We start from the raw sequence: 23702 nt of genomic DNA, 5'->3' as shown, positions 1-23702 counted from the left end.
AATAAACAAATTATCCCCAACTTCCTGTCCACCTATCCACCTGAGTGAGCGAAAAAATAGTTGGCAAGTCAGATAATGTCTCGAATGTTAGGGTGTTAGGGTGTTAGGGGAAAATATCCTCAATCCCCCAATCCCCCAATCCTCCAATCCTCCAATCCCCAATACCCCAATCCTCCAATCCCCAATACCCCAACCAGCGAAAATTTAGGCATTCCCAACCAAAATTTCGTTCACCCTATCCACCCGTCCACCTGTCTCCTTGTTTAATGAGTAGCTTGGAGTAAATTCACCAACTTAGAAATTTGTTCTCGATTGAAAATTTTAGAAATGGTTTCAGCCGCAATACTAGGATCAACACTGATTAAAACTTGTGGTAATTTAGAGTAAGCTAATTGTTCTAATCCCTGAGAAGGAGCAATTTCTGAGCCTTTACCCACTTCTAAACAATCCCCTGCTAATTTCACTTCTTTAATGACGACAGGAGCTAATAAACGATAGGAATGTTTCGGATTAGCGATCGCCTGTTTTGCACATTTGATCAAGTTTTGCCAACCATTTTCTGTGGGTGCAATTTGACCTAGTTTATCGCAAATAGTTTGTAATTGTTGTCGATTACTAGGGGTTGCATCTTGTTTAAAAATAACTAGCATTTGTTGCAATACCTGCCTGACTTGGGAGACAACTTCATCACTAGGAATCGCTGTCAGGGAAGGACTAGAAGCACGAACAGAAGCAGAAGTAACGGAAGGTACTGGTATTTCTCCATCTGCTAATTGTTGAATATAATTTAATAATTCCACAAAATGAGGCTCGGCGGTTTCCATAATTTGCTCACCTTCGTCATCAGATAACCCTAAAGGTCCTTGTAAACGTTCTAATAAATCCTGTAGAATATCGTAGGCTTTGAGAAAAAGGCTTTCTAGGGTTTGATCTGTCTGAATGGGATCATCTCTAAGGATTTTAAAAGCATCTTCCAGACGGTGAGCCGTTTTGGAAATACTATTAAAATTCAACATTGCAGCTCCCCCTTTAATGGAATGAGCCGCCCTAAATAGTTCATTTATACTTTCTTCATCGTTCACCGCAGAAGATAAATCTAAAATCCCTTTTTCGATGGTTTCTAAATGTTCTTTTGCTTCTTCGATAAAATAGCCGACAATTCTCTCGTTATTTCCGTTATCCATAGCCTTTACTCCCACAAACTAAAAACTAAATGCTTGAATCTTTGATTATAATAATAACTGATACTACCTCAGTTCGGAATAAGATTTATGAGCTTTTTAGTATTATATTATTAACCGCTTTGCAATAATTTTTTTGACGGTTTTTTATATAGTGTCAAAAATCTCTAAACTTCTCCAGAAATTAAATTTTTAATAGCCAAAACTATTATAGAGACGTAGAATTTTACGTCTCCACCTCAAGTCTGGTTGATCGGTTCATTCTTCATTCCTAATTTTTACCAATGAATAATATTACTATGATCAGTAAAGATATTAAACAAAAAGCCTTAGATATTGGTTTTCATAAAGTGGGAATTGCTAATGTTAATCTTGATAGCGACAAACAAGCGGAAAATAAACAAAGGCTTCAAAGATGGTTAGATAAAGGTTATCAAGCTGATATGGCTTGGATGAGTAACTCAAAACGACAGGATATTCTGCAATATTTTCCCGAAGTAAAATCGATCGTCTCTGTCGGGTTAAATTATTACACTCCTCATCAGCACAGCGATTCTCCAGATGTTGGCAAAATTTCTCGTTATGGTTGGGGAAGAGATTATCATAAAGTGATAACAAAAAAACTCAAAATTCTTGCTTCTTGGTTAACCACTCAACAGGATGATATACAAGTCAAATATTGTGTTGATACGGCTCCCATTCAAGATAAATTTTGGGCGCAACAGGCGGGAGTTGGCTGGGTGGCTAAAAATGGTAATGTGATTACTACAGATTATGGTAGTTGGGTTTTTTTAGGAGAAATCCTCACTAACCTTGAACTTAAGCCCGATCGAACTCATACTAATCATTGTGGTACTTGTACAAGGTGTTTAGATGCTTGTCCTACTCAGGCGATTACTGAGCCTTTTGTGGTGAATGCTAATCTTTGTATCGCCTATCATACGATCGAAAATCGTCAACCAGAGTTACCCCCAGAAATCGCCTCAAACTTAAATGGTTGGGTGGCAGGGTGTGATATTTGTCAGGATGTTTGCCCTTGGAATCAAAGATTTGCAAAAGTAACAGATATTACAGATTTTTTTCCCTATCCTGATAATCTTAATCCTAAATTAATGGATTTAGCGCAGATAGATGAAGTAGAATGGAATAAGCGTTTTCAAGGTTCTGCTTTACGCCGTATTAAACCTGAAATGTGGCGACGCAATGCACAAACCCTAATGGATAAGTAAAGTATAAGGTTTTATCCTTATAAGAGATTGCATGACAGAAACAGTATTGATATTTGATTTTGATGGTACTTTAGCCGATAGTCGCAAAACGTTGGTAGAAATTGCCAATAATTTAGCCTTAGAATTTGGGTTCGATCGAGTTACAGAAGATGAGATGCTTCGATTAAGTCATTTAAGTTCGAGAGATATTTTTTATGAATCCCCTATTCCCCCTTATAAAATACCATTTTTATTGAGGAGAGTTAAAAAAGAATTAAATCAAAAAATTGCTAGTCTTGAACCTTTTGATGGCATTCAAGAGGCTTTAAGTAGTCTTAAAAAACAAGGATATAGATTAGGTATTTTGACATCGAATTTAAAAGAAAATGTGGTTGATTTTTTAAATAATAATAATTTAGATGAATATTTTGATTTTGTTTATTCAGCTTCCACCTTATTTGGTAAACATAAAATTCTGAAAAAAATTATCAAAAAACATAATTTATGTAGAGAGAAAGTAATTTATGTCGGAGATGAAACTAGAGATATTGAAGCAGCAAAAAAAAGTCAAATAAAGGTTATTGCGGTTACTTGGGGCTTTAATTCCGCTTCAGTTTTAGCTAAATATGAACCAGATTTTATCATTCATCTACCAGAACAATTAACAGAATTTATTACTTTATTTCAACATAATAATAAATTTTGAAAGAAAGCAAGTTTGGAGATAAAATATTACTTAACCTATTATTAAATGACTAGAATCTATGGCTTGGAATGAATCTGAGTGAACCATAAAATTTTTGGTGCTGTAAAGGTGTCAGGTGTCAGGTATCGGAAAAAGCTAACATATTTTAAAAAAAATGTCAACCTTTATCCCGTGAGTAGGTATAAACAACTATAATAAACTATTAGTTAACAGTTAAAAGCTCCATAAATTATTCCTGTATAATTCCTAATTTATCATCCTCTTTGAGGTAGAATATAGCAAGTATTAAATCATTCGGAGTATATAAAAAAATGTTAACTCTTAAAATTGTTGTAAATGTTGTTGTAGCCTTTTTCTTGTTATTATTTATCTTTGGTTTCCTTTCTGGAGATCCAGCTCGTAACCCCGGTAGTAAAGACTTAGAATAATATTACATCAATTTTGATCATAAAATAAATTATACAATTTGATCTGAAGGTAGGGCGATGTACCGCCCACCATTTCAACATAATTTATTTTAAAAACCCTAAGTAGCCGTCGTGACAGTACTAAGTTCTTTGGGTATATTTTGATATACTTGAGTTAGATACTGCATCACTGCTTGAGAATCATTGTAGGGTAACGGAATATCTCCTAACACTTCGAGGATGGTTTTATTTTCCGTTGATGGTACAATAACCACTAAAGAGGAATCTAAGGCTTCTTCATATTGCCAAAAATTATCGATCGACAAAGGTGCAGAAGTTTTGTTAATATTAGCTTTACGCTTAGGGGGAGATTTAATTTTACCTAATATTTCAGGTTGTAAAGGTTTACCTGATAATTGATGACTACGAGAAACTCTCAAAGCCTCTAAAATTTGCTCTTTATTTCTACCCCTTAATTGAAATATTATAAACGGGTCTTCGCTAAATCGATCGCCCAATTGATAGTAAATTGCAGCAATATGTTTACAAGGATTCGCTTTGTCTGGACAAGTACAACGAGATTTCACATCCGTTAAATTAAAAGGAAATAAACTTAAACCATTTTTAATAAAAACTTGTTCAATTTCTGAGGGCATTTCCCCCACTAATAATTGTGCCGCCAAAATCGCCTTTTCTGACATAGTGCTAATAACATATCCCCAATCTTCATCGGAAAAAGCATCTAAAGATAAGGTAACTCGATAAGGCTTTTCTTCTGTGCCTTGTACATCTGCGATTAACTGAGATTGTTTAAATTCTATATTTAAAATATTACCTTCTCTGGCATAATTACGTCCTCTTTCCAGTCTTTTTTTATAACGATAAGAATCTAATAATTCCAACCATTTTTCCACCCACCATTGTCTATTAATCATAACTATTTTTTCTTTAAAAGAACAACATAAAACAATTAATAATTAACAATTAATAATTAATAATTAATAATTAACAATTAAATAATTTTCCCTAACACCCTTTCCGATACCTATTCCTTTCTTCTCCATTCGATCGAGCTTACATTATAGTATCGACTAAGTTGCTCATAAAGTAAAGGATGATAAGTTTGTAAAAGTCGAGGTTTAAGGAAAAAACCCTCCGTTACCACCGCAAAAAATTCCGCAGGATTAAGCGCCCCATAGGCATCAATTACCGTTGGTTGCTGGTTTTTTACCCCTTGACAATGGTTATAATATTCCTGTGTAAAAATTTCCCTCCATGCCAAACTTTCCTGTAAATTTCTTAAACGAGGCATTCCCGTAGCGTTACCAAATGCTTGATCTAATTGATGAGCAAACTCATGTAAAATGACATTTTCACCCTTAGAAGGAAATTGAGATTGTTTCGCTACTTCTGTCCATGATAAATAGATTACCCCATCATGACCACTTTTATTTCCCACGGAAGATAACCCTAGTAAAATAATCGGATTTTCGGGAGATTTTTGGTTTTCTAAAATTATGTCGGGATAAACATAAATATATTTTAAATAAGGAAAATAGTTACGTTTATTCTCTTTATCTCCTAACAATAATATACAGGCTTGAGATGCGATCGACAATTTTACTTCCTCAGTGATAATAAAACCATTTTTACCTACAAATTGTTTTTCCTCCAAAAAAACCTTAATATAATCCTGTAATTCTAACTTTAAATCAGAAGGTAAAATGCGATATAAATAAATATTATGTTCTAAAAAATTAGCCCAATCAATAGGAAAAATAGCTTTTTTTAGAGATTTTCTTCTTGTTTTTACTTGATAAGGAATGATTAAATAATAAGTAAAAATAAAAATAATAATCAATAAAAATAATAAAATATCAAGCATATATAGCAATTATATTTGGATTGTGAGAAAAAATATTCTGTCAAGGTGTTAGGTATTAAATGGCTAAACCCATCATTAAAACAGCTATTTTATAATTAATTAGCTAAACTAAATATTGGTAAAAATTGCAGAAATTGTCCAAATATCCACTAACCAAAGAAAAAAGGTAAATACCAACAAAAAAATATACATCCAAGGTTGTGCTAAAGGGCGAATATCTGTTGTATCAATATTTGTTTTTAGCTGTACTTCCTGTACCATACGATTAAAACCAGCTACTCTCATAGGTAATAAATAGGCTTTATCTCGACTCTTGGTAACAAAATAATATACCATGCCACCCTGCCCCGTAGTACGCATTTTGAGAGTATCAATTTCCTGCCACGACAAACTCCATCCCTTACGCCATAACCAACTTACCCATTGAGGATAACCGACTTTAATGCCTTCATCGCTGACGGTGACTCTTTCACTCAATACCATCATAAGCACGATCGAGCCTAAGATCAAGAGAAAAATTAGAAGCCCTAGAGGAAAATCAATCGATTTTAATTTTGCTAAAAAAGGGAGAGGAATTGTTAGGGCAAAATAAAGGTTAAGTAGAGTTATTTTAATTAGAGGTGAAATAGGAAAAATCAAGGGAGAATTATTCATAACATCAGCATTAAATGGGTTATTATTATAATAATTTAATTTTCATATTTATAAGAAAAACTAGCAAATCCAGCAGTAATTAACTCTGCTAAAATGCTACTAATTCTAAATAATGCTATCACGATTAAGACAATTTGAGAGGGAAAAATAGCAGAATCAAAACTAGCAATAATTGTCGCTTCAAAAATGCCAATACCTCCGGGCGCACCGGGTACAATTAAACCTAATAACCAAGCAAAACTAAAGCTACTTAATATTTGAGGAATTAAGGTTAATTTTACTGGCATAAAAGCGATTAAAAGAGATAAAAAAGCGAAGCCTCTTATCAGTAAAAAAATTATTTCTCCTAATAAGGGTAATAGAGGATATTTGGTTAACGTTGCTGTTTCATTACTGCCTTTACTTTTTGCTAATTTACACAATAAAGGATTAAGAATTTTGGGATGAATACCGATTAAAATAACGATAATTAAGATATAAGTTAGTAAAAATAACGGACTAAAACTTAAAGTTATTATCCCAAAACTAGCACTAATAAGAGTGATTAATAATGCTGACACTGCCATTAATAATGGTTCAATAATAACACTTACTGTTGCGATCGACAAACTATCACCTTCTGCTTGAATTGCTTTGACTCTGCCGAAAAAATGCCAAACATTACCGGGTAAATATTTACTAATATTAGTAATTAAATAAATATTTATCGCTTTCAAACCTTGTAATTTTGTTTGAAAAATCTTTAAAATCCAAGTCCATACCCAAGCAGAAAAAGTATGAGCGATAATGTTTAAAACTAGACTAATAGTAAACATTAACAAGGTAAAAAAAGTAAATTTAATACCTTTTATTTCTTGCCAATTTTGTTTAAATGTAGTGATAATAAAAAAGAAAGTTAATCCTAAGATTAAATACCGCAAAAATTTTTTAGTAAACTTACCTGAGTCAGCCATAAAATTGTTGATGAAGGTAGGAGATAGGAGATAGAAGACAGGAGATGATATTAATAATTGATTTAAACATTATTCCAATATATTTTTAACAATGATTTACTAATTTTATATTTATTTTTTCTTAAACCGTATAAGTGAGCGTGATAGATTTTCTTCATAAATTAAACTTCTTTTTTTCAATCTAATAGTTGAATATCATAAAATTTAAACATTTCATCATAACTAATAATTGGTATTTTTTCAATAATTGATTGAGCAATAATTATCCTATCAAAAGGATTACGATGATGAAAAGGTAATTTTGTTATTTGCTCAAAATTGGATAAATTAAATGTTAAAATATTAAAATCATTAACTCTAATTTGTTCTTCAATAAATTCTCGAAATGAAGAATTAAAAGTTAATTTTCCTACACTATTTTTAATGGCTATCTCCCAAATACTAGCTTGACTGATATAAATAATATTTCCCCTATCATTAATAATCAGTTTTGTGCTTTCATTTAGCTTTTGATTATTAGTAACATACCAAAGAAAAATATGAGTATCAATTAATATTTTCATCAGTTTAACTGTTTTATATATATTCTTTAAAATCCGTTAAGGGTGCATCAAAATCATCAGCTATCCATATTTTTCCCTCTGCACTACCGGGTTGACGAGGAGGTTTTTTTTCAATTTTTAAAGGACTTAATTTAATCACTGGCTCATTATTTTCTGTGATAATAATTTCTTCTCCTTTCATAACTATTTCTAATAACTCATTAAGCTGATTTTTTGCTTGTTTTAATTCTAAATTAGTCATTTTTTTCTTATATTTAACAACTGTGTATAAGTCTTTAAATTGTCTATAATTGCAAGTAAAATATATTAAAATAAATTAAATATTTATGCTAGTCATAAATTTTAGGGCAAGGTTTCGGAAAATTACTAGCAGTAGGGCAGTGACTTTGTAAACAAGGTTGAGTACTAGCTTCTTCGGTTTCCAGAGGAGGGGGATATTGCCCAAATACCATTTCACAACTAAAATCTTCAAAATTAGGAGTCATAGTGAGAGGGATACCAAAGGATTCGGTAAAAAATTTCTGGGTAGGTAATTTACACATATTGATACACATTCCCACGCAACCACTATCTTCTAAATAGCGACATTTTTCAATAGTTACTCCGCTTTTTTGTTTACGAATTTCGTTATTTTCTGTGACTATTTCTACTTCTTTGATTATGGATTTTCCCACTAACCATTCAAACAAAACTGTGGCAAACCAAGCATTAGATTCACACACCCATTTATTGGGAGGTACAAAAGTACGAACTAAGTATAAAACTGGAGAAGGTATCAAAGATTTTAGCACGATCGAGACTAATTCTTGTTGTTGTTGGGCATTGCGCCCCTTCATGATTTCTTGAGACAAATCGACAAAACCTTGATAACCTTTAGAGGTGATTTTTTTGCCTACGGCTTGCGCCATTTTCTGAGAGAATATAGCGATAAAAACTCGATCGAATAAGTTATCTTTATATACAGTTTTTTCTATGGTTTTCATAAAATTAAATGGAGAATTAACACCCTAATTCCTAATTCTTAATTCTTAATTCTTAATTCTTAATTCTTAATTCTTAATTCTTAATTCTTAATTCTTAATTCTTAATTCTTAATTCTTAATTCTTAATTCTTAATTCTTAATTCTTAATTCTTAATTCTTAATTCTTAATTCCTAATTCTTAATTCTTAATTCCTAATTCTTAATTCTTTTAGTCACGACTATTGATAGCAATTAAGAGTCGAAGAATAAAGACAAAAAGATTGATATAAGTAAGATACATGGAAAGGGCAGCCGATAAATATTGCTCATCACGGTAAGCGCGGGGTAAGATATAAAAATCCACTACCGATGCACCAACAAAGAGAAATACCCCTAAACCAGAAATACCAATTTCTAACCAACTGGGGGTAAAAACACCGAAAAAGCTCAATACTAATTGTAAGAGAATAACGATAAAAAGACCTATAATCCCCAATTGTACTGTTTTTGCTAAGGCAAGTCCATCTTCTTCTCCAAGATTTGAGCCGACATTTCTAGCCAAGACAAAGGTGATACCGCAACCTAAAGCGGCTATGGCTACACCATTAATACCAACTCCATTTGTGCCTAAAGCGACATACACGATGCCACTGAGGGTATAACCTGTGAGGAGACTATAAACTGTTAACAGGGGTAACGCAATACCGTTATCGGCTCTTTCCGCAATACCTCTAACTACAAAAAAGAGGACTAATTGCAGAATTATCGCACCGATAAAAGTAGGCATAAATAAGGTAGGGTTAGATTGAATCATCCCCAAACCGCCATAAGTGCCGACGGCGGTTAATACTAATCCACCACCTAAATAGGGTAGCGCTTTGTTGATGACGTTAGGACCTACTAAAGCCTGATTTTTGGCTTTTTTAATGGAATCTCTAAAGTTACTTGTTGTTGCCATAGGATTTTTTTTACATTTAATTTTGCTCTTGTTTCTAATGTACCAAAAATCTTCAATTTTTAATTGCTGATGTTGTATGATCGATCGAAACGAGATAGGAGATATTTCTGATTCTCCAGCGTCAAGTCTAATTATCGTTGACAATAAAAAATAGGCTTTCACGATTTTATTATTAGTGCAAAATTCAAGTATCAGCGCTATATTATTATTCAAGTTATCTAGTTATTGACATTGTACAAAAATGGCTATGGGGAAAATATCAACGGTTGTATCGACATCCACAGTTAAGTCACCAAATTTAGAGTTACCAACTTCCGTAGCGGAAACTAAAACTATTCCCCAGAAAAAAAAAGTGCTTAATAACACTCAACATCGCAAAGCCATCACTATTTTTAAGCAATTAATAATTATTACTACTGTGGTTTTTAGTTTTGGTGGCTTAGGTTTTGGTTTTGGTTTGCGCTATAGCAATCTTATGGAAATTCATCAATCAAAGAATCTACCTCTTAATCATCTTAGTGATTAGGCATTAGGGTTTGCTGAAAAATTCTATGATGAAACCCTCTAAAACTTTGTTTTCGTTCAATGATCGATTATGATCAAGTTTTATGTTAAGATATATTTCGCCAATAACTTCATTTATTCCTTGACGGTTGTTGATTAAGATTCAACTTTCATCAATATCAACTTATTTCCGTGGCAAGTCTATAATAGCAGGGCAGGGCAATTGCTCTTTTAATTGAGCTTCATTGCCGTTATCTTCAAAGAAATTCCAGTTAGTTGGTGCTTTTTTTGCGGATGACATCCATAATAATTTTTTTGCCCTTGTCATGGCTACATATAATAAACGATATTCTTCCCCTTTTTTCTGATAACTATTTTCTATAGATGCCTCTTGAATAGATATTTGTCTATCATTTATTTTTTTATAATAGTGAATCATGAATCTTAAGCTCGATCGAGTTACTTCAGGTAAACTAAAATCACCGATAAATTTAGTATTGGCATTAACATAAGATTCATTGCCGGGGATAATATTTTTATGTAAAAAAGGTAAAAACACATAATCCCACTCTAAACCTTTCGCTTTGTGCATGGTAATAATAGTCAGTTGCCCTTCTTTTTGATAACTTTTTTCGTCTTCAATTTCTACCCTTTTAAACTTTTCTCCATTGACTATTTCTTGTAAAATATTTAACATCAATTTTAAAGACATATTGCCCTGAATATCCTGTTTAATTCTCTCACTTAATTTTTGTACTGTAGCTAATTCTACTTGATCATATTTTAAGAATAAAGAAATAAAAGGAATTAATTGATAAGGGGATAACTCTAAACGACTTTTTAATAATCTTATACACTCATTTTTTAGTTTAATAAGATTAAATTCTTTTTTATTAACATCAAGAATAGTCGGGTATAAAAATTTTTCAGGATAAATACTTAAAGAGTTGATATTTTCCACAGGAATCTTTAATCTTTCCGTGAGAATTGCTAAGGTTTTTCTTAAATATTGAGAAGAATGAGGGCAATCTAAAAATTGTAAAATAGAAAAAATTTCTTGCAAAATCTTCTTAGAAATATCAGCATCATTAATTAATTTTACCTTCAGGTTATAATTTTTTTCTAAATCTTTTAAATGCTCATACAAAAATTGTCCTTGTTTATTTTGTCTCACTAAAATAGCAAAATTTGGAGTTATTTCTTCATCTTTTTTACTCCATAAATAGATAACTTTTTCTCTAATTAAATCTACAGTATGATAAATATCTTCAGGAATTTCAATTTCTACTCCTTTGCCTTCTTGGAAGGGATTAATATTCCTTTGATTTACTGTGTTTTCTACTGGTTGAATATTTTGAAACTCAAAGGGAATTAAAGACTCTATCTCTGCAATATTTTTCTTACTTAATTCTTCTCGAATATTCTGATTTACCCATGCTAAAGTTTGATTTGCCGTATCCATAATAATTTGACAACTTCTCCCCGCTTGATTCATGGTATAAAATCCTTTATCTTCTTGACATTGATGACAAAAATCACGAAAATATTTAGGGTCAGCAGATGTAAAGGTAGAGTTTATGGCTTGATTAGAGTCTCCTACCCTGACAAAATTTACTTGATTATTCTTGGTATCCGTTGCTAATATTTCTAGTAATTCTTCCTGTAATGGGCTAGAATCTTGGGCTTCATCTTCAAAGACGGCAAATACTTCTCCTTGTAAAACTTCTCTCGATCGATCGAACTTTAATACCCTCAAAGCTGATAAGATAAGATCATCATAATCGATGCGTTGTGTTTTGCTCATTAACCCTTGATATTCTTCATATAAACCTTTAGCAATCTTCATCAAGGGATAAGAATTATCAGGATTATCAGGCAATGAAAAAGAATCATTTAAGGTTAAATCTGAGCTTTTGATTAAGGAAACGGCATTATAAGCCACTTTTGGCAGTATATCATTTAATAATAATGACTCCCGTTGTAAAAGTTCTGCCTCGTCTATTTCTTTCTCTTTTGTCTTTCCTTGCCATAACAATTCATACAATTCGGGATTATGTTTCACCCACTGATTAACTGTTTCTAACATGAGGGGATGACTGGATGTTATCTCTGAAAGAGTGCGATTTTCCATATCTAGTTGCGACAGTTGAGGATAACGGTTAGCAATATTTACCGCTAAACTGTGGATAGTTTGCACGGTAAAACCAACAGCTACTCGTTGTAAATCGTTTCTCAAAATTTCGTTAATTTTTTTTTCAATACTGGCGGCGGCCGATCGAGTATAGGTTACAATAACTAACTGTCGGTTACTATTAAGGTTATTTCTGGCGATAGTAATAGCGGCGGCAGTGGCTAAACTGTGAGATTTTCCTGCCCCCGGCACGGCTGAAACAGCCATTTTACCAGATTTCCACTGGGCTAACTCTTTTTGTCCTTGTCTTAAATTAACAACTAAAGACTCTATTTTTTCTTCTAAGGTTCGATCGATCATTATACCCCGTTGAGGAATAATTTAATATTGATGAAGGTAGGCAATGGAGAATGGAGAATGGAGAATGGAGAATTATTAACTATTAATTATTAATTATTAACTATTCACAGTAAAGAGTATCACGGGTATTTCTACCAGTAACAGGATTTGTGCCAGTGGCATTTTCGCACAAAATTGCTTCCACATCAGGGCGCAAAATCACATCGGTAAAATCAGCGCCATCGATATTGGCTTTTTCAAATTTTGTGTTAGTAGCAAAAGCACCTTCAAGAATAGCATTATGAAGATTGGCTTTAGTTAATCTAGCGGAGTCTAAAACCGCATTGCGTAAGTCTGCACCTTCGAGATTTGCTGAATCCAGATTAGCACCAAAAAAACTTGCTTTTTGGAGATTTGCATTGCTTAAATTACTACTGCGTAGGTTTGTTTTATTAAAGGTTGAACCGCTTAAATTTTGTCCTGAAAAATCTGATTCAAATAAGTCTCTTTTTGTGTAATCAAGGGCTTGAGCTGAATTTATTAAAGTAATAAAGCTAACAATTAACACCAAAGTTAAAGTAAAAATTTTTGATAATTTCATATTTTTATAAAAATTAATTAGTCTAATTTATAAGATAATATTTAATGACTAAGATACAAGGTTTTTATTTATTATATAGCAATTTTAAATGGCTCTTCTACTTCTCGTCGTGATAAAGTATGTTTAAAAAAAGGTGTCAGGTATCAGGTAGTAGGTGTTAGGTTAAATTAAAACTGTAAATTTATAACATCTGCATTTTTAAAATTCTAAACCTATTATATATCAACACTTTTAACGATTATTTACTAGATTTGCCTAGATTTAGTTTACCCCTTTTAAATTAAACCAGTCTAAACAAAGATTCCAAGCCCACCATCGATCGAGCTGTGTCACTTTTTCATCGACATCTTGATATTCTTGCTGATAAGATAAATTGCTAATATATCCCACATGACCACCATTTTTTGTTAAAATTAAATCTACCATGGGGTTTTTATTGCCAATTTTGACCAAATCATCCACAAGAGTAGGGTCAAACATGGGATCATCTATGGCATATAAGATTAAAGTAGGCTTATTAATATCACCCATTATGTTTAAAGGACTACTGGCGTGATAATATTCGGCAACGGTGTTAAACCCTAATGCTGGAATGACCAAATATTGATCAAATTCCTTGATACTATTAATCTTAGTCAAAATTTCTCTGTCAATATGTTGAGGATGCGCCTTTGCAATTTCTGTTACTAACTTTTTCAAGTTTTGGGTGATGGCTTTTTCTAAATAACGCCCCCAAGGATGATTTTCCAAATAGGTTAAAGAGCGCATAGCATCTAAACTAGGACATATCACCGCACCACCTCCGATATCTCCAGCTCGCAACTTATAAATTTCTTCTATGTTCGATCGAGATGCCTCATACAATGCCCACAATGCCAATTTTCCCCCTAAAGAGTAACCCGTAAACCAAAATTGGGCAGGGCAACCCATAGTTTTAGCTTGAGAAGCAATGTACATAAAATCTTTCCCCTCCAATAAACCATCGGAAGTTAACGCAGGAGAGAGTAAAGCGGTTTTACCATGCGCCCTCCAATCAAATAAAACTACAGCGTAACCTTGAGCATAAGCCTTGCGCCCTAATAATCGCAAATACCATTGATTGTCTAAATCTCCTGTAATGCCATAAGTTCCCACGATCGTACCACGAGGATTATCGGGAATCGCTACTAAGCCAAAAATCGGCACATCGTTTGCACCTTTAAATATATGTTCTTGATAATTCGGTTCAACTAAATTGGTAGTTTTTTGCCAATGACGACTCATCCAAAAAGCAACATAGAGAGTTTGAATTAAACCATTTCGTAAGAAAAAAGGGGGTTGATAGGATGACATTTTATGGTATATTTACGACATAAACAATTATAATTAAAGTATTTGACTTTTATCTGAAACTTATTACATGACAAAAGAAAATAGCGATAAATTAGGGGTTAAAGTTGGTTTTTGGGCATCTTTTAAGGAAAATTTCAGTATTGTAGCTATAGGCTTAATTTTAGCAGTTCTGATACGAATTTTTATCGCTGAACCTCGTTTTATTCCATCGGAATCGATGTTTCCTACCCTCTCCATTGGCGATCGATTGGTGGTAGAAAAGGTATCATATTATTTTACTCCCCCTCAAGATCATGATATAGTGGTGTTTACTCCTCCTCCTCAATTGCAAGTTTTAGGGTACGATCGAGATCAAGCATTTATTAAAAGAATTATTGCCCATGAAGGGGAAGTAGTGGCAGTAAAAGAAGGTATTGTTTATGTTAATGATCAACCTCAACAAGAAAATTATATCCTTGAACCGCCCAACTATAACTTAAATTCGATCGTTGTACCCCAAGGCTATGTTTTTGTTATGGGGGATAATCGCAATAATAGTAATGACTCCCATATTTGGGGATTTTTACCCCAAGAAAACATTATTGGTAAAGCAATATTTACATTTTGGCCTCCCCAACATTTAGGTAAAATTAGTTAACCTAGAAATAAATCAGTATGTTGGCAAAACATTTTGTTAGATAAAAATTGACAAATTTGACAACTTGTGCGCTAACAACCTCTTCTGAGAAGGGCAAGTCGAGAAATCCGAGTTGATTTTTTCTACACCTTAAATCATGATGTTGCACGAGTTAATGGCACAGACTATAGGTATATTCTGAAGATGAGTTGATTATTCCTCATTTATTACCTTTAATTCTTCATTGATAATTTCTAATTCTTCATTATTTAGTGTCTTTATTTCTTCAGTTAATTTCCAAGAATCAAATATATCTTTAATTAAAATTTCCTTGATTAAAATTTGAGTGATAATAATTAAAGGAAAAGCTAAAAATAAACCTAATACGCCTAAAAAGTTAGCAAAAATAATTTGTCCTATAATCACATTTGCAGGAATTAATATAACTCGATTTCTGCGTAATTTAGGAATAATTATTTTATCGATCGAATGATAAATTCCCAGATAAACTATTAAGATAGCCCATGATTTCCAATCGGAATAAAGGAAAGAAATTGCCATAGGAGAAACGACACTGGTAATAGAGCCAATATAGGGAATAAAGGCTAAACAAGCGGCTAAAAATGCTTGAGCAGAAACTAAAGGTACATTGAAAATTAATAAGGTTAAAAAAGTGAGAATAAAAACAGAAATGACTTTAATAAAGGTATCCGCTAACCATTCTTCTAATTCAATTTTAATTCTCAGTAAAATATCATTTATTCTCGATCGATAAAAATAGGGAAATAAGCGAATAAAACCATCTTTATAGGGGATCGGATCAACTAAAATCATTAAAGTTAAAGCCAATAATAATAAGCCACTTAATAAAGCTCCAAAAACACCTGTGATAACGATAAAACCTCTTTTCAATAAATCATTTAATAATGGTTGTAAATCCAGTAAAATTTGTTCTAAATCAGGTAAAGAATTAGCCCATTCAGAAGAAAGATTATACTTAAATTGATCCACTTCTAAAATTAATTTTTGAATCCCTAACGGCACAAGATTATATAATTCTTGAAACTGTTCTAAAAAAGAAGGAATTATGATTAAAATAAAAAAGGTAATTACACAGAACAAAAGTAGGATCGAACTGAGGACAGCATAACCTCTTTTAAGTCCAAAATCTACTAATTTTTTAACGATAATATTGAGAATTAAAGCAGCAACTACGGCAGTAAAAACTAACAAAAGTATTTGTTTTATTTGCCAAAGAATATAAATAAAAATAATTACGAGACTGAAACTAACCCATTTACCAAAATCCATGATTAAATTACCTTAAAAATTAATAGCTTTTGTTTGTCTAATTAACAGAATTAAAAATAATATAATCACAGGTGCAAATATAATAATAGGTGCAAGATAAGTTTCCGATTGAATTAAAAAATTATCTAATCCATGTTTAATTAATACCGAAATCATAGCGGATAATAACAATACTTTACTTAAAAAAATAACTTGATTAATCATATTTATTAGAGCTAGATAAAATTAAGGATGAACTAAAGGTTTTTCCTCTGGTATTTTGATTTGTTAATTCCATCTCAAAGGATATTTCCCATAAATTCTGGCTTTGACTGCTTTATTAATGTGGGTAGTGTTAATAATTTCTAATTCCTTATTCCTTATTCCTAATTCAAGATTACTTGGCTTGGGGAACTAATTCACTGTTAAACTGGTTAAAGGTTTTACGTTTTAATTCCACAGATTCCGATCGAGGTACTAAATCGAAAATTTTGCGTAGCACATCGTCCACATCTTCAAACCGAGATTGCCCAACTTCATCGAAAACCACTTTACCTTGTTGATCTAAAACCACCGTTTGAGGAATACCTTGTTTATAATAGTAACCTACCTCATCAGGTTGAAAAGTCTCTTTTTGGGGAATGGTATCAATATTAATGGGAATAATACTAGCCGCCCGTCCATAAAATTCTTGATAGCGAGAAACGATAAAAGCATATTGTTTAGAATCGCTGTTGTCATCTAGGTAATAAACCAACACTACAGGCAATTCCCTAGCTAAAGATTGTTTTAAGGTTAATTTTGAGGGTACTAATGAACCATTACCAGCATAAACCACAAAAATATTACCATCATATCGATCGTTGTCAATGTCGGCTTGAGAGATACCGCTATAACTAAACCAAAAAGTTAGGGTACATAAAGCAATAATTAAGATACGTTTAAAATAAGACAGAGTTGTTAACATAAGTTGATGTTTGATAAATGGGATACAAAAAAATAAAACCTTGTATTAGAATATTGAAACAGATATTGATGTCAAAAAAACGGTGAACTCTACTAAGAAAAATTTTTCTTTTCCCCCTAAAGGATATTTTGCCAATACCTATTACGGATTATTTAATTTACATCCCTCAGCGTCAGTCATGGATATTAGAAGGACTTATCGAGAGTTAAGTAAACTTTATCACCCTGACACTACAGATTTACCTTTGGAGGAGGCAAAACAAAAGTTTCAAAAATTAAATGAGGCTTACGGTATTTTAGCTAATCCCGATCGTCGATCGATCTATGATTTACAAATCGGCTATTCTCGTTGGAATGTGATTCAAAGCCCCTATGATTTTTCTCTGTCAGAAGAAGAAGAAGACGGCATGAGATCAGGATACTTAGATGCTACCGATCGACCTTTATCCAGTGGTGAACTATTTGCCTTATTATTAATGGGAAGTACGATCGTGGGCTGTATGTTGTTGGCGATAACTATTGCGTGGTTGAGGACTTCTGCTATATAGTTATATTTATTAACCCTAAAATAAAATAAATTTTTTCTCCATTTTCTCGAAGCTAATGCCAAAATTAACTGCCCAAAGTCCTTTATATAACTTTCCCTTACCTGAAATTGAACAATGGTTAAAAACCATGGGATGTGAACAAAACCTCCGTGCACTTAATTGTTGGTATGTGAAAAAAAGAGGATGGGAGGCACAAATAAGCCTAGAGACAGAAGATTTAATCGTCAATTATCTTAATGCTGGTGCGGATGGTAGCGACATAAAAAGGGCATTTCGTTATTCCCTTTCCCTTCAAGACATTGAAGACGCTGTTTTCTCAGGTCCATAATAATCGGTTTTAGGTTATAAGTAATTCTTAATTCTTAATTCTTCCATGAGTTCACCAAAAGAAAAAGTCGAGTCGATGTTGCAAAAATTACCTGATGATTGCACCATTGAAGATATACAATATCATTTATACGTTTTAGGAAAAGTTCGTCAAGGTTTACAAGTGGCAGACAGAGAAGGGGTTTTACCACAAGCGCAAGTAGAAGGATTGTTAAGTAAATGGCTTATCGAGTAGTTTGGTCTCCAAAAGCAGTGGAAGATGTGGAAGCGATCGCCGCTTATATCGCTAGGGATTCGCCGTCTTATGCGGCAGCGGTGGTTTCTAGGGCGATCGAGATTACCAATAATTTACAAACCGATGCGAAACAGGGAAGATTAATTCCTGAGATTGAGGAATCCACAATTATCGAACAATTTGCCTATAGTTATCGTGTCATTTACCGTGTAGAAGGGGAAATAGTGACAGTTATTGCGGTTATTCATGGCAAAAGATTATTATATTTAACAGAGTAAAAAGTTTGTAGTGATGGCTTTAGCCATTAATTAATAAGCCTTAAAAGGCTCACTACAAACTAATGTAGAAAAAATAATTATTAACTATGATAAATACCATAGAAAATAAAGATAAAATACTCAATAAAGATAAGATTTTAAAAATACTAAAAAAACAAGAAAATCTCTTTGATATATATGATATAAAAACTCTGGCTTTATTTGGCTCAACGGCAAGAAATGAAGCAACAGAAAAAAGTGATTTAGACTTTTTAGTCGAATTTAAAACAAGTCCTACATTTGATAATTATATGGACTTAAAATTTTACTTAGAGGAATTATTCAATAAACCAGTCGATTTAGTCATAAAGCAAGATTTAAAACCGATAATTAAAGAAAAAGTGATGAAGGAGGCTCTTTATGTCTCGTAGCCTTGCCCTTTATTTAACTGATATTATTACCAGTATTGATAAGATTAAAAAATATACATTAAACCTAAGCTATGATCAACTATTAGAAGATGAAAAAACTCTTGAGTCTATCATCTATAATTTAATGATTATCGGTGAAGCAACAAAGAAAATTCCTCCAGAAATAAGAATAAAATATAAGCAAATAGAATGGCAAAAAATAGCAGGATTAAGAGATTTTATCGCTCATGTTTATTTTTCAATTAATATCAATATTGTCTGGAATATAGTTCAAACAAAACTAGATGATTTAAGAATTTGTATCCAAGAAATTCTTGAGAATGAAAAACTAGATATTTAACAGGGAAGAATAAAACCATTATTAGAAACATATTCTAATAATTCTGTTGCTTTATCTACGGATAAAGGATGACTGAAAAAATAACCTTGCATAATTTCACACTGTAATTCTTTTAATAATTGTAATTGTTCTTTGGTTTCAATACCTTCTGCTACTACCTGTAAATCAAATCCTCTGCCTAAAGTAATCACGGCGGAAATAATGGCTAAATCTTGAGGTTCATTTTTCAATTCTCTGACAAAACTTTGGTCTATTTTTATCTTCTGAAATGGGAATTTTTTTAAGTATCCCAAAGAAGAATATCCCGAACCAAAATCATCCATAGAAATGGAAATTCCCAACTCTATCAGTCGATCGAGAATATCTTTAGTTAATTCTGGATGATCAATTATACTGCTTTCGGTGATCTCTAATTCTAAATATTGGGGGTCTAATTCTGTTTTAGATATAATATCTTTAAAAGTTGAGACTAAATTTTTTTGTTGAAATTGACGGGGAGATAAATTAACCGCTATTTTAATAGGATTAAAACCCATTTTTTGCCATGTTTTAGCCTGTTTACACGCTGTAAATAAAACCCATTCTCCTAAAGCATTAATTAGCCCTGTTTCCTCGGCAATGGGAATAAATTGTATGGGAGATACCCTTCCTAAAACGGGATGTTGCCAACGAATTAAGGCTTCCATGCCGATGATTTGGGATGTCATTACGTTGATTTGGGGTTGATAATATAATTCAAACTGATTTTGTTTGATTGCTTCATATAAGTAACCTTCCATGCGTAATAATTCTTTTTGCTGATGATTCATGGAAGGGTTGTAATATTTATAGTTATTTCCTCCTTCATTTTTGATTTGATATAACGCTGTGTCAGCATTTTTTAATAACGTCTCTAGGTTATCTCCGTCTTGGGGATAAAGGGCAATACCAATACTTAAATACGCTCTAAGTTGATATTCCATCACGCCAAAGGGTTGTTTTAAACTGTGTAATATTCTTTCAGCTACGATCGCAACATCATGGGGGAGTTTAATTTCGGACAGAAGAATCGTAAATTCATCCCCTCCCCAACGGGCAATTAAGTCGGAATTTCTCAAACAATCTCGGATTCTATGGGCTACTGCTTGTAAAAATTTATCTCCTATATCATGACCTAAAGTATCGTTAATGTTTTTAAATCTGTCTAAGTCAATAAACATAATGGCAAATTTATATTTATATCTTTGCGCGCGGGCGATGGTTTTATGGAGTTGCTCATTAAATAGGTTACGATTTCCTAATTCTGTTAAGACATCATGACAAGCCTGATAACGTAACATTTCCTCAGCCAATTTTCTTTCGGTTATATCTCTTACTGCGCAACAAATAAATTCTTTGGCACTATAATAAATGGTGCTAATATTAACTTCGACGTTGATTAAAGTACCGTCTTTGTGACGATGTATTGATTCTTGAGTTAAGTTTAATCGATCGCGCAATACCCTTCTAATAATACTATCACTAATTTCGGGGTCTGTTGCCACTAACTCTGACAGTTTCACCGACAAAATTTCTTGATTAGTATAGCCGATTAAGGTACAATAGGCGTTATTCGCTTCAATAATCTGTTTCGTGATGGGATCAATTAAAATAATTCCTTCCGATATTTGCCTTACTACTGCTCGATATTTTTCTTCACTTTCTCTTAAAGCATTTTCAATACTATCTCTTTCACTAAAGGAAAAAATATAGCTTTTAATTTGAGTTTTATTTTCAATATAATAAGCATATTGAGTATAGTTATGTTCTTGATAATTAATCTCTCTCAAACAAAAATCTTTTTCACTATCTTCTAAATCTAAAATTAGGTTTTTAATAAAAGGATTTACTTTATAGTTTTGTCTAAAATTAGGAAATTTATCTTTAAAAATACTATTAGTATAAGTTATTTTATTGTTAAGATCGATCGTTAAAATCGGACAATATAAGTCAGTATTTTGATTATGTAAAATAAATAATATTTCTTCAATAAAAAAATTCTTTTTATCTTCTTTCCCTGTTAAAGTTGTTGGTACTCTTGAAAAAAAATCTTTGATAATAGTATCTTGAGAGTCATCTTTAGGGGATAAATTACTGTTAATATTTAGCTCAGAAAGAGATATTTCTTTTATATTATGTTCATTATAAATTAAATAGGTTACTTCAACTTGATCTCCACCAATAGTAATTTTATCTCCTGATTTTAATTCATGGGATAAAGACTTAACTCCGTTAACAAATAAGCCATTAGCACTACGATTTCCTTTTAAATCTCCGTCTATTATCCAGAATAATTCTTGTTGATTTTTGTCTTTATATTTAACAGGTAAAATTGAGCAATGATAACGGGAAATAGTTGGGTGATGAATAACAATACTATTGCTAGAATGACGACCTATGGAATAAACTTCATTTTTTAAGATAATATTTTGTTTAATGTTATCATATTCTATTTTTAATAAATGTTTATGTTCTGCGGTATCATTCATGTTTATAGCTTGAAATTAACAAGGGATAATTGAGAATAGAAATTAAATTAAATTTTATTTTATTTAAAGTTTATATACCTTGAGGATAACATATGGTTTTTCGATCGAACTCATTATTTTATTGACAAGATTTAAGTACTATGATACTTCTGATAATATAACTAAAAAATGATCATAATGATCAGAAATATACAATAGCAATTTTATTATAAATCAACTTCAAAATTGAAGATTTAACCCTGAATTATTATATTTTTTATTTTGTTTAATTTACTAATTATTGGAAACCTTTTAATAAATATTTATTTTGAGTTAAAGAGATATTTTTTGTTTGTAATAAAACTCCAAAATTTCCTAACCCTTCAGGATTGATTAAATTATGTAATTCTTGTCGTCTGTGCAAAATTGTGGTTAAGGACATTTTACCATTAGATAATTCATTAAGTCGATCGCCCAATCCTAATCCCATCAAAAATAAGGCTTGTTTTGTATAAGCTAAAGTATTTAAACCAAACAATTCTCCATATTTTTCTAAGGCAGTAAAATTGACGTGACAAGTAATATCTTGATGTCCAATATTCACATAGGGGTTATTGTGATGACGATGTTGATAATAACATTTTAAAGTTCCTTCACTGCGTTGGGGATGATAATATTTATCGGCAGTATAACCATAATCGATCGATAATAAATAACCTTTTTTTAGTTTATCTGAAATTTGTTTTAACCATTCAATCGCCTCTAAATTTACTTCTGTTTGATAATTTTTAGGATAAAAGTTTGAGTTAAATTCTATACCTATTATATCAAAATATTCTAATATTTTTTCTTGGGATATAGAATCATATTTTATGACTAAAGTATTGTCTTTTTCTGTAAGATAAATTTCCTCTAATTTGTTGTCTGAAAATCTGATTAAATGAACAGGCATTGCATCGATTAATTCATTACTAAAGCAACAACCAGTTATAGAATTATCAGGAATAGAGTTTAAATCTGTCCAAGTTATGGGGATAATATGAGCAAATTTTGCTGTTAATAATTTTTGTTGTTTTTCTTTTAAAATTGCTGATTTTTCGATAATTATATACTCAATATGGGTAGTAAAGTCAGGATAATTATTAATAATAAAATTCAAAATATTATAGGATAAGTTTCCATTTCCTGCTCCCATTTCGACTAATTTAAAATTATCAGGTTTGTCTAATATTTCCCAAAATTGATATAGTTGAACGGCTAATAATTCCCCTAAATCAGAGGATAATGAAGCGGATGTATAAAAGTCTCCTTCTTCACCAATAATATTTTTTTCTGAGTTATAATAACCATAAGTTCGATCGAACAAACACAAATCCATGTATTGAGAGAAGGTTATTTTTTGCTCAGGAGAATTATTAATTATCTGGAAAATTTTGTTTAATAAAGGATTCTCTAAAGTTATTTTTTTATCGTTCATTACTAATTTAATTTATAGATTTTTTGTAAAATTAACAATTATTAAAAACTTTAATATTCTTCTAATTAACTCACTTTATAAGTTATTTTGTCCGCCCCTAAATCCCCAATACTGGGGAATTTCACTAAGTTTGACTCCCCCAAAGTTGGGGGTAGGGGGGCTTAACTGAGCAGTATTGGCGTTAGTGGAGTTACGCTATAAGCCATGGAATTTATTTCTTGGCGTGTCATGATACAACCAACAAAACTCACTTTGCTATAAATTGACAAAGCTAACAGCAAAAGTCTGCTAAGGTGATTTCTAATAATAAATATACCTGCATGATCCCCCCTAACCCCCCTTAAC

The 23702-nt window shown here is 31.9% G+C and carries 28 protein-coding genes; 11 read left to right on the top strand and 17 right to left on the bottom strand.

Annotation, left to right across the window (positions count from 1 at the left end):
- Nucleotides 1-263: 263 nt before the first annotated feature.
- Nucleotides 264-1184, bottom strand: a complete 921-nt coding sequence (locus tag SYN6308_RS03835; protein ID WP_017293112.1) for an Hpt domain-containing protein — start codon at nucleotides 1182-1184, stop codon at nucleotides 264-266.
- Between the two features lie 281 nt (nucleotides 1185-1465).
- On the opposite strand from SYN6308_RS03835, the gene queG reads away from it, so the two are divergent.
- From queG to SYN6308_RS03820, 3 genes are all read left to right on the top strand, one after another.
- Nucleotides 1466-2410: a tRNA epoxyqueuosine(34) reductase QueG gene (gene queG, locus SYN6308_RS03830; RefSeq protein WP_017293111.1), complete on the top strand. Its 945-nt coding sequence runs from the start codon at nucleotides 1466-1468 to the stop codon at nucleotides 2408-2410.
- 31 nt (nucleotides 2411-2441) lie between these two features.
- Complete coding sequence (locus SYN6308_RS03825) at nucleotides 2442-3095, top strand: HAD-IA family hydrolase (RefSeq protein WP_017293110.1); 654 nt, start codon at nucleotides 2442-2444, stop codon at nucleotides 3093-3095.
- A gap of 311 nt (nucleotides 3096-3406) precedes the next feature.
- Entirely contained in the window at nucleotides 3407-3523 is a 117-nt protein-coding gene (locus SYN6308_RS03820; protein WP_017293109.1) for a photosystem II reaction center protein I, read from the top strand.
- A 98-nt stretch (nucleotides 3524-3621) separates the two neighbouring features.
- Here the strand turns inward: SYN6308_RS03820 and SYN6308_RS03815 are convergent, their stop codons facing one another.
- From SYN6308_RS03815 to SYN6308_RS03780, 8 genes are all read right to left on the bottom strand, one after another.
- Nucleotides 3622-4437 carry an SWIM zinc finger family protein gene (locus SYN6308_RS03815; protein ID WP_017293108.1) on the bottom strand — a complete coding sequence of 272 codons (816 nt, stop codon included), beginning with the start codon at nucleotides 4435-4437 and terminating at the stop codon, nucleotides 3622-3624.
- 110 nt (nucleotides 4438-4547) lie between these two features.
- Entirely contained in the window at nucleotides 4548-5387 is an 840-nt protein-coding gene (locus tag SYN6308_RS03810; RefSeq protein WP_017293107.1) for a M90 family metallopeptidase, read from the bottom strand.
- Between the two features lie 108 nt (nucleotides 5388-5495).
- Nucleotides 5496-6041 carry a hypothetical protein gene (locus SYN6308_RS03805; protein WP_017293106.1) on the bottom strand — a complete coding sequence of 182 codons (546 nt, stop codon included), beginning with the start codon at nucleotides 6039-6041 and terminating at the stop codon, nucleotides 5496-5498.
- A gap of 35 nt (nucleotides 6042-6076) precedes the next feature.
- Entirely contained in the window at nucleotides 6077-6994 is a 918-nt protein-coding gene (locus tag SYN6308_RS03800; protein ID WP_017293105.1) for a lysylphosphatidylglycerol synthase domain-containing protein, read from the bottom strand.
- A gap of 176 nt (nucleotides 6995-7170) precedes the next feature.
- Entirely contained in the window at nucleotides 7171-7557 is a 387-nt protein-coding gene (locus SYN6308_RS03795) for a type II toxin-antitoxin system VapC family toxin (RefSeq protein ID WP_017293104.1), read from the bottom strand.
- A 13-nt stretch (nucleotides 7558-7570) separates the two neighbouring features.
- A complete protein-coding gene (locus tag SYN6308_RS03790; protein ID WP_017293103.1) occupies nucleotides 7571-7798 on the bottom strand; it encodes a type II toxin-antitoxin system Phd/YefM family antitoxin in 228 nt (75 codons plus the stop codon).
- Nucleotides 7799-7886: 88 nt separating this feature from the next.
- Entirely contained in the window at nucleotides 7887-8540 is a 654-nt protein-coding gene (locus tag SYN6308_RS03785) for a DUF4033 domain-containing protein (RefSeq protein WP_017293102.1), read from the bottom strand.
- 208 nt (nucleotides 8541-8748) lie between these two features.
- A complete protein-coding gene (locus SYN6308_RS03780; RefSeq protein WP_026101905.1) occupies nucleotides 8749-9477 on the bottom strand; it encodes a Bax inhibitor-1/YccA family protein in 729 nt (242 codons plus the stop codon).
- Between the two features lie 247 nt (nucleotides 9478-9724).
- Here SYN6308_RS03780 and SYN6308_RS03775 point away from each other — a divergent pair, with 247 nt between their 5' ends.
- Nucleotides 9725-10003, top strand: a complete 279-nt coding sequence (locus tag SYN6308_RS03775) for a hypothetical protein (protein WP_144051390.1) — start codon at nucleotides 9725-9727, stop codon at nucleotides 10001-10003.
- A 162-nt stretch (nucleotides 10004-10165) separates the two neighbouring features.
- On the opposite strand, the gene SYN6308_RS03770 is transcribed toward SYN6308_RS03775, so the two are convergent.
- The 3 genes from SYN6308_RS03770 to SYN6308_RS03760 form a co-directional block, all read right to left on the bottom strand.
- Entirely contained in the window at nucleotides 10166-12472 is a 2307-nt protein-coding gene (locus tag SYN6308_RS03770; protein WP_017293099.1) for an ATP-dependent helicase, read from the bottom strand.
- Between the two features lie 100 nt (nucleotides 12473-12572).
- The gene (locus tag SYN6308_RS03765; protein WP_017293098.1) at nucleotides 12573-13052 is read right to left on the bottom strand and encodes a pentapeptide repeat-containing protein; all 480 of its coding nucleotides are present in this window, start codon (nucleotides 13050-13052) and stop codon (nucleotides 12573-12575) included.
- A 261-nt stretch (nucleotides 13053-13313) separates the two neighbouring features.
- Nucleotides 13314-14384: a YheT family hydrolase gene (locus SYN6308_RS03760; protein ID WP_017293097.1), complete on the bottom strand. Its 1071-nt coding sequence runs from the start codon at nucleotides 14382-14384 to the stop codon at nucleotides 13314-13316.
- A 67-nt stretch (nucleotides 14385-14451) separates the two neighbouring features.
- Here SYN6308_RS03760 and lepB point away from each other — a divergent pair, with 67 nt between their 5' ends.
- Nucleotides 14452-15021 (top strand): signal peptidase I, encoded by a 570-nt coding sequence (gene lepB / locus SYN6308_RS03755; RefSeq protein WP_017293096.1) that lies wholly within the window; start codon nucleotides 14452-14454, stop codon nucleotides 15019-15021.
- 192 nt (nucleotides 15022-15213) lie between these two features.
- Here lepB and SYN6308_RS03750 read toward each other — a convergent pair whose 3' ends face one another.
- From SYN6308_RS03750 to SYN6308_RS03740, 3 genes are all read right to left on the bottom strand, one after another.
- On the bottom strand, nucleotides 15214-16311 hold the full coding sequence (locus tag SYN6308_RS03750; protein WP_017293095.1) for an AI-2E family transporter: 1098 nt from the start codon (nucleotides 16309-16311) through the stop codon (nucleotides 15214-15216).
- Nucleotides 16312-16323: 12 nt separating this feature from the next.
- Nucleotides 16324-16515: a hypothetical protein gene (locus SYN6308_RS03745; RefSeq protein WP_017293094.1), complete on the bottom strand. Its 192-nt coding sequence runs from the start codon at nucleotides 16513-16515 to the stop codon at nucleotides 16324-16326.
- A gap of 172 nt (nucleotides 16516-16687) precedes the next feature.
- On the bottom strand, nucleotides 16688-17257 hold the full coding sequence (locus tag SYN6308_RS03740; protein ID WP_017293093.1) for a thylakoid membrane photosystem I accumulation factor: 570 nt from the start codon (nucleotides 17255-17257) through the stop codon (nucleotides 16688-16690).
- An 82-nt stretch (nucleotides 17258-17339) separates the two neighbouring features.
- On the opposite strand from SYN6308_RS03740, the gene SYN6308_RS03735 reads away from it, so the two are divergent.
- From SYN6308_RS03735 to SYN6308_RS03710, 6 genes are all read left to right on the top strand, one after another.
- Nucleotides 17340-17804: a J domain-containing protein gene (locus tag SYN6308_RS03735; protein ID WP_017293092.1), complete on the top strand. Its 465-nt coding sequence runs from the start codon at nucleotides 17340-17342 to the stop codon at nucleotides 17802-17804.
- A gap of 55 nt (nucleotides 17805-17859) precedes the next feature.
- Nucleotides 17860-18132: a DUF3143 domain-containing protein gene (locus SYN6308_RS03730; RefSeq protein WP_017293091.1), complete on the top strand. Its 273-nt coding sequence runs from the start codon at nucleotides 17860-17862 to the stop codon at nucleotides 18130-18132.
- Between the two features lie 45 nt (nucleotides 18133-18177).
- The gene (locus SYN6308_RS03725) at nucleotides 18178-18366 is read left to right on the top strand and encodes a hypothetical protein (RefSeq protein WP_017293090.1); all 189 of its coding nucleotides are present in this window, start codon (nucleotides 18178-18180) and stop codon (nucleotides 18364-18366) included.
- The gene (locus SYN6308_RS03720) at nucleotides 18351-18644 is read left to right on the top strand and encodes a type II toxin-antitoxin system RelE/ParE family toxin (protein ID WP_017293089.1); all 294 of its coding nucleotides are present in this window, start codon (nucleotides 18351-18353) and stop codon (nucleotides 18642-18644) included. Before SYN6308_RS03725 ends, SYN6308_RS03720 begins: the two co-directional genes overlap by 16 nt.
- 86 nt (nucleotides 18645-18730) lie before the next feature.
- On the top strand, nucleotides 18731-19054 hold the full coding sequence (locus SYN6308_RS03715) for a nucleotidyltransferase family protein (protein WP_017293088.1): 324 nt from the start codon (nucleotides 18731-18733) through the stop codon (nucleotides 19052-19054).
- Nucleotides 19044-19394 carry a HepT-like ribonuclease domain-containing protein gene (locus SYN6308_RS03710; RefSeq protein WP_017293087.1) on the top strand — a complete coding sequence of 117 codons (351 nt, stop codon included), beginning with the start codon at nucleotides 19044-19046 and terminating at the stop codon, nucleotides 19392-19394. The genes SYN6308_RS03715 and SYN6308_RS03710 overlap by 11 nt, the downstream gene beginning before the upstream one ends.
- On the opposite strand, the gene SYN6308_RS03705 is transcribed toward SYN6308_RS03710, so the two are convergent.
- Nucleotides 19391-21901, bottom strand: coding sequence for an EAL domain-containing protein (locus SYN6308_RS03705; protein WP_017293086.1), 2511 nt, complete (start codon nucleotides 21899-21901; stop codon nucleotides 19391-19393). The two genes, SYN6308_RS03710 and SYN6308_RS03705, sit on opposite strands and share 4 nt — an antisense overlap.
- Nucleotides 21902-22178: 277 nt before the next feature.
- A complete protein-coding gene (locus tag SYN6308_RS03700) occupies nucleotides 22179-23357 on the bottom strand; it encodes a class I SAM-dependent methyltransferase (protein ID WP_017293085.1) in 1179 nt (392 codons plus the stop codon).
- Nucleotides 23358-23702 lie beyond the last annotated feature (345 nt).

Origin of the sequence: Geminocystis herdmanii PCC 6308 (assembly GCF_000332235.1) — a bacterium.
Taxonomy (GTDB): Bacteria; Cyanobacteriota; Cyanobacteriia; order Cyanobacteriales; family Cyanobacteriaceae; genus Geminocystis; species Geminocystis herdmanii.
Note: the sequence above shows the minus strand (reverse complement) of the source record. Positions and strands in the feature narration are given on the sequence as shown.

What these genes read in the sequence shown, in the direction of transcription:
- SYN6308_RS03785 (WP_017293102.1), bottom strand. Translation starts at nt 8,540, where the DNA reads ATGAAAACCATAGAAAAAACTGTATATAAAGATAACTTATTCGATCGA.
- SYN6308_RS03810 (WP_017293107.1), bottom strand. Translation starts at nt 5,387, where the DNA reads ATGCTTGATATTTTATTATTTTTATTGATTATTATTTTTATTTTTACT.
- SYN6308_RS03745 (WP_017293094.1), bottom strand. Translation starts at nt 16,515, where the DNA reads ATGATTAATCAAGTTATTTTTTTAAGTAAAGTATTGTTATTATCCGCT.
- SYN6308_RS03760 (WP_017293097.1), bottom strand. Translation starts at nt 14,384, where the DNA reads ATGTCATCCTATCAACCCCCTTTTTTCTTACGAAATGGTTTAATTCAA.
- SYN6308_RS03740 (WP_017293093.1), bottom strand. Translation starts at nt 17,257, where the DNA reads ATGTTAACAACTCTGTCTTATTTTAAACGTATCTTAATTATTGCTTTA.
- SYN6308_RS03820 (WP_017293109.1), top strand. Translation starts at nt 3,407, where the DNA reads ATGTTAACTCTTAAAATTGTTGTAAATGTTGTTGTAGCCTTTTTCTTG.
- SYN6308_RS03725 (WP_017293090.1), top strand. Translation starts at nt 18,178, where the DNA reads ATGAGTTCACCAAAAGAAAAAGTCGAGTCGATGTTGCAAAAATTACCT.
- SYN6308_RS03705 (WP_017293086.1), bottom strand. Translation starts at nt 21,901, where the DNA reads ATGAATGATACCGCAGAACATAAACATTTATTAAAAATAGAATATGAT.
- SYN6308_RS03795 (WP_017293104.1), bottom strand. Translation starts at nt 7,557, where the DNA reads ATGAAAATATTAATTGATACTCATATTTTTCTTTGGTATGTTACTAAT.
- SYN6308_RS03700 (WP_017293085.1), bottom strand. Translation starts at nt 23,357, where the DNA reads ATGAACGATAAAAAAATAACTTTAGAGAATCCTTTATTAAACAAAATT.
- SYN6308_RS03815 (WP_017293108.1), bottom strand. Translation starts at nt 4,437, where the DNA reads ATGATTAATAGACAATGGTGGGTGGAAAAATGGTTGGAATTATTAGAT.
- SYN6308_RS03770 (WP_017293099.1), bottom strand. Translation starts at nt 12,472, where the DNA reads ATGATCGATCGAACCTTAGAAGAAAAAATAGAGTCTTTAGTTGTTAAT.
- SYN6308_RS03775 (WP_144051390.1), top strand. Translation starts at nt 9,725, where the DNA reads ATGGGGAAAATATCAACGGTTGTATCGACATCCACAGTTAAGTCACCA.
- SYN6308_RS03765 (WP_017293098.1), bottom strand. Translation starts at nt 13,052, where the DNA reads ATGAAATTATCAAAAATTTTTACTTTAACTTTGGTGTTAATTGTTAGC.
- SYN6308_RS03710 (WP_017293087.1), top strand. Translation starts at nt 19,044, where the DNA reads ATGTCTCGTAGCCTTGCCCTTTATTTAACTGATATTATTACCAGTATT.
- SYN6308_RS03780 (WP_026101905.1), bottom strand. Translation starts at nt 9,477, where the DNA reads ATGGCAACAACAAGTAACTTTAGAGATTCCATTAAAAAAGCCAAAAAT.
- SYN6308_RS03800 (WP_017293105.1), bottom strand. Translation starts at nt 6,994, where the DNA reads ATGGCTGACTCAGGTAAGTTTACTAAAAAATTTTTGCGGTATTTAATC.
- queG (WP_017293111.1), top strand. Translation starts at nt 1,466, where the DNA reads ATGAATAATATTACTATGATCAGTAAAGATATTAAACAAAAAGCCTTA.
- SYN6308_RS03835 (WP_017293112.1), bottom strand. Translation starts at nt 1,184, where the DNA reads ATGGATAACGGAAATAACGAGAGAATTGTCGGCTATTTTATCGAAGAA.
- SYN6308_RS03720 (WP_017293089.1), top strand. Translation starts at nt 18,351, where the DNA reads ATGGCTTATCGAGTAGTTTGGTCTCCAAAAGCAGTGGAAGATGTGGAA.
- SYN6308_RS03790 (WP_017293103.1), bottom strand. Translation starts at nt 7,798, where the DNA reads ATGACTAATTTAGAATTAAAACAAGCAAAAAATCAGCTTAATGAGTTA.
- lepB (WP_017293096.1), top strand. Translation starts at nt 14,452, where the DNA reads ATGACAAAAGAAAATAGCGATAAATTAGGGGTTAAAGTTGGTTTTTGG.
- SYN6308_RS03825 (WP_017293110.1), top strand. Translation starts at nt 2,442, where the DNA reads ATGACAGAAACAGTATTGATATTTGATTTTGATGGTACTTTAGCCGAT.
- SYN6308_RS03715 (WP_017293088.1), top strand. Translation starts at nt 18,731, where the DNA reads ATGATAAATACCATAGAAAATAAAGATAAAATACTCAATAAAGATAAG.
- SYN6308_RS03805 (WP_017293106.1), bottom strand. Translation starts at nt 6,041, where the DNA reads ATGAATAATTCTCCCTTGATTTTTCCTATTTCACCTCTAATTAAAATA.
- SYN6308_RS03750 (WP_017293095.1), bottom strand. Translation starts at nt 16,311, where the DNA reads ATGGATTTTGGTAAATGGGTTAGTTTCAGTCTCGTAATTATTTTTATT.
- SYN6308_RS03730 (WP_017293091.1), top strand. Translation starts at nt 17,860, where the DNA reads ATGCCAAAATTAACTGCCCAAAGTCCTTTATATAACTTTCCCTTACCT.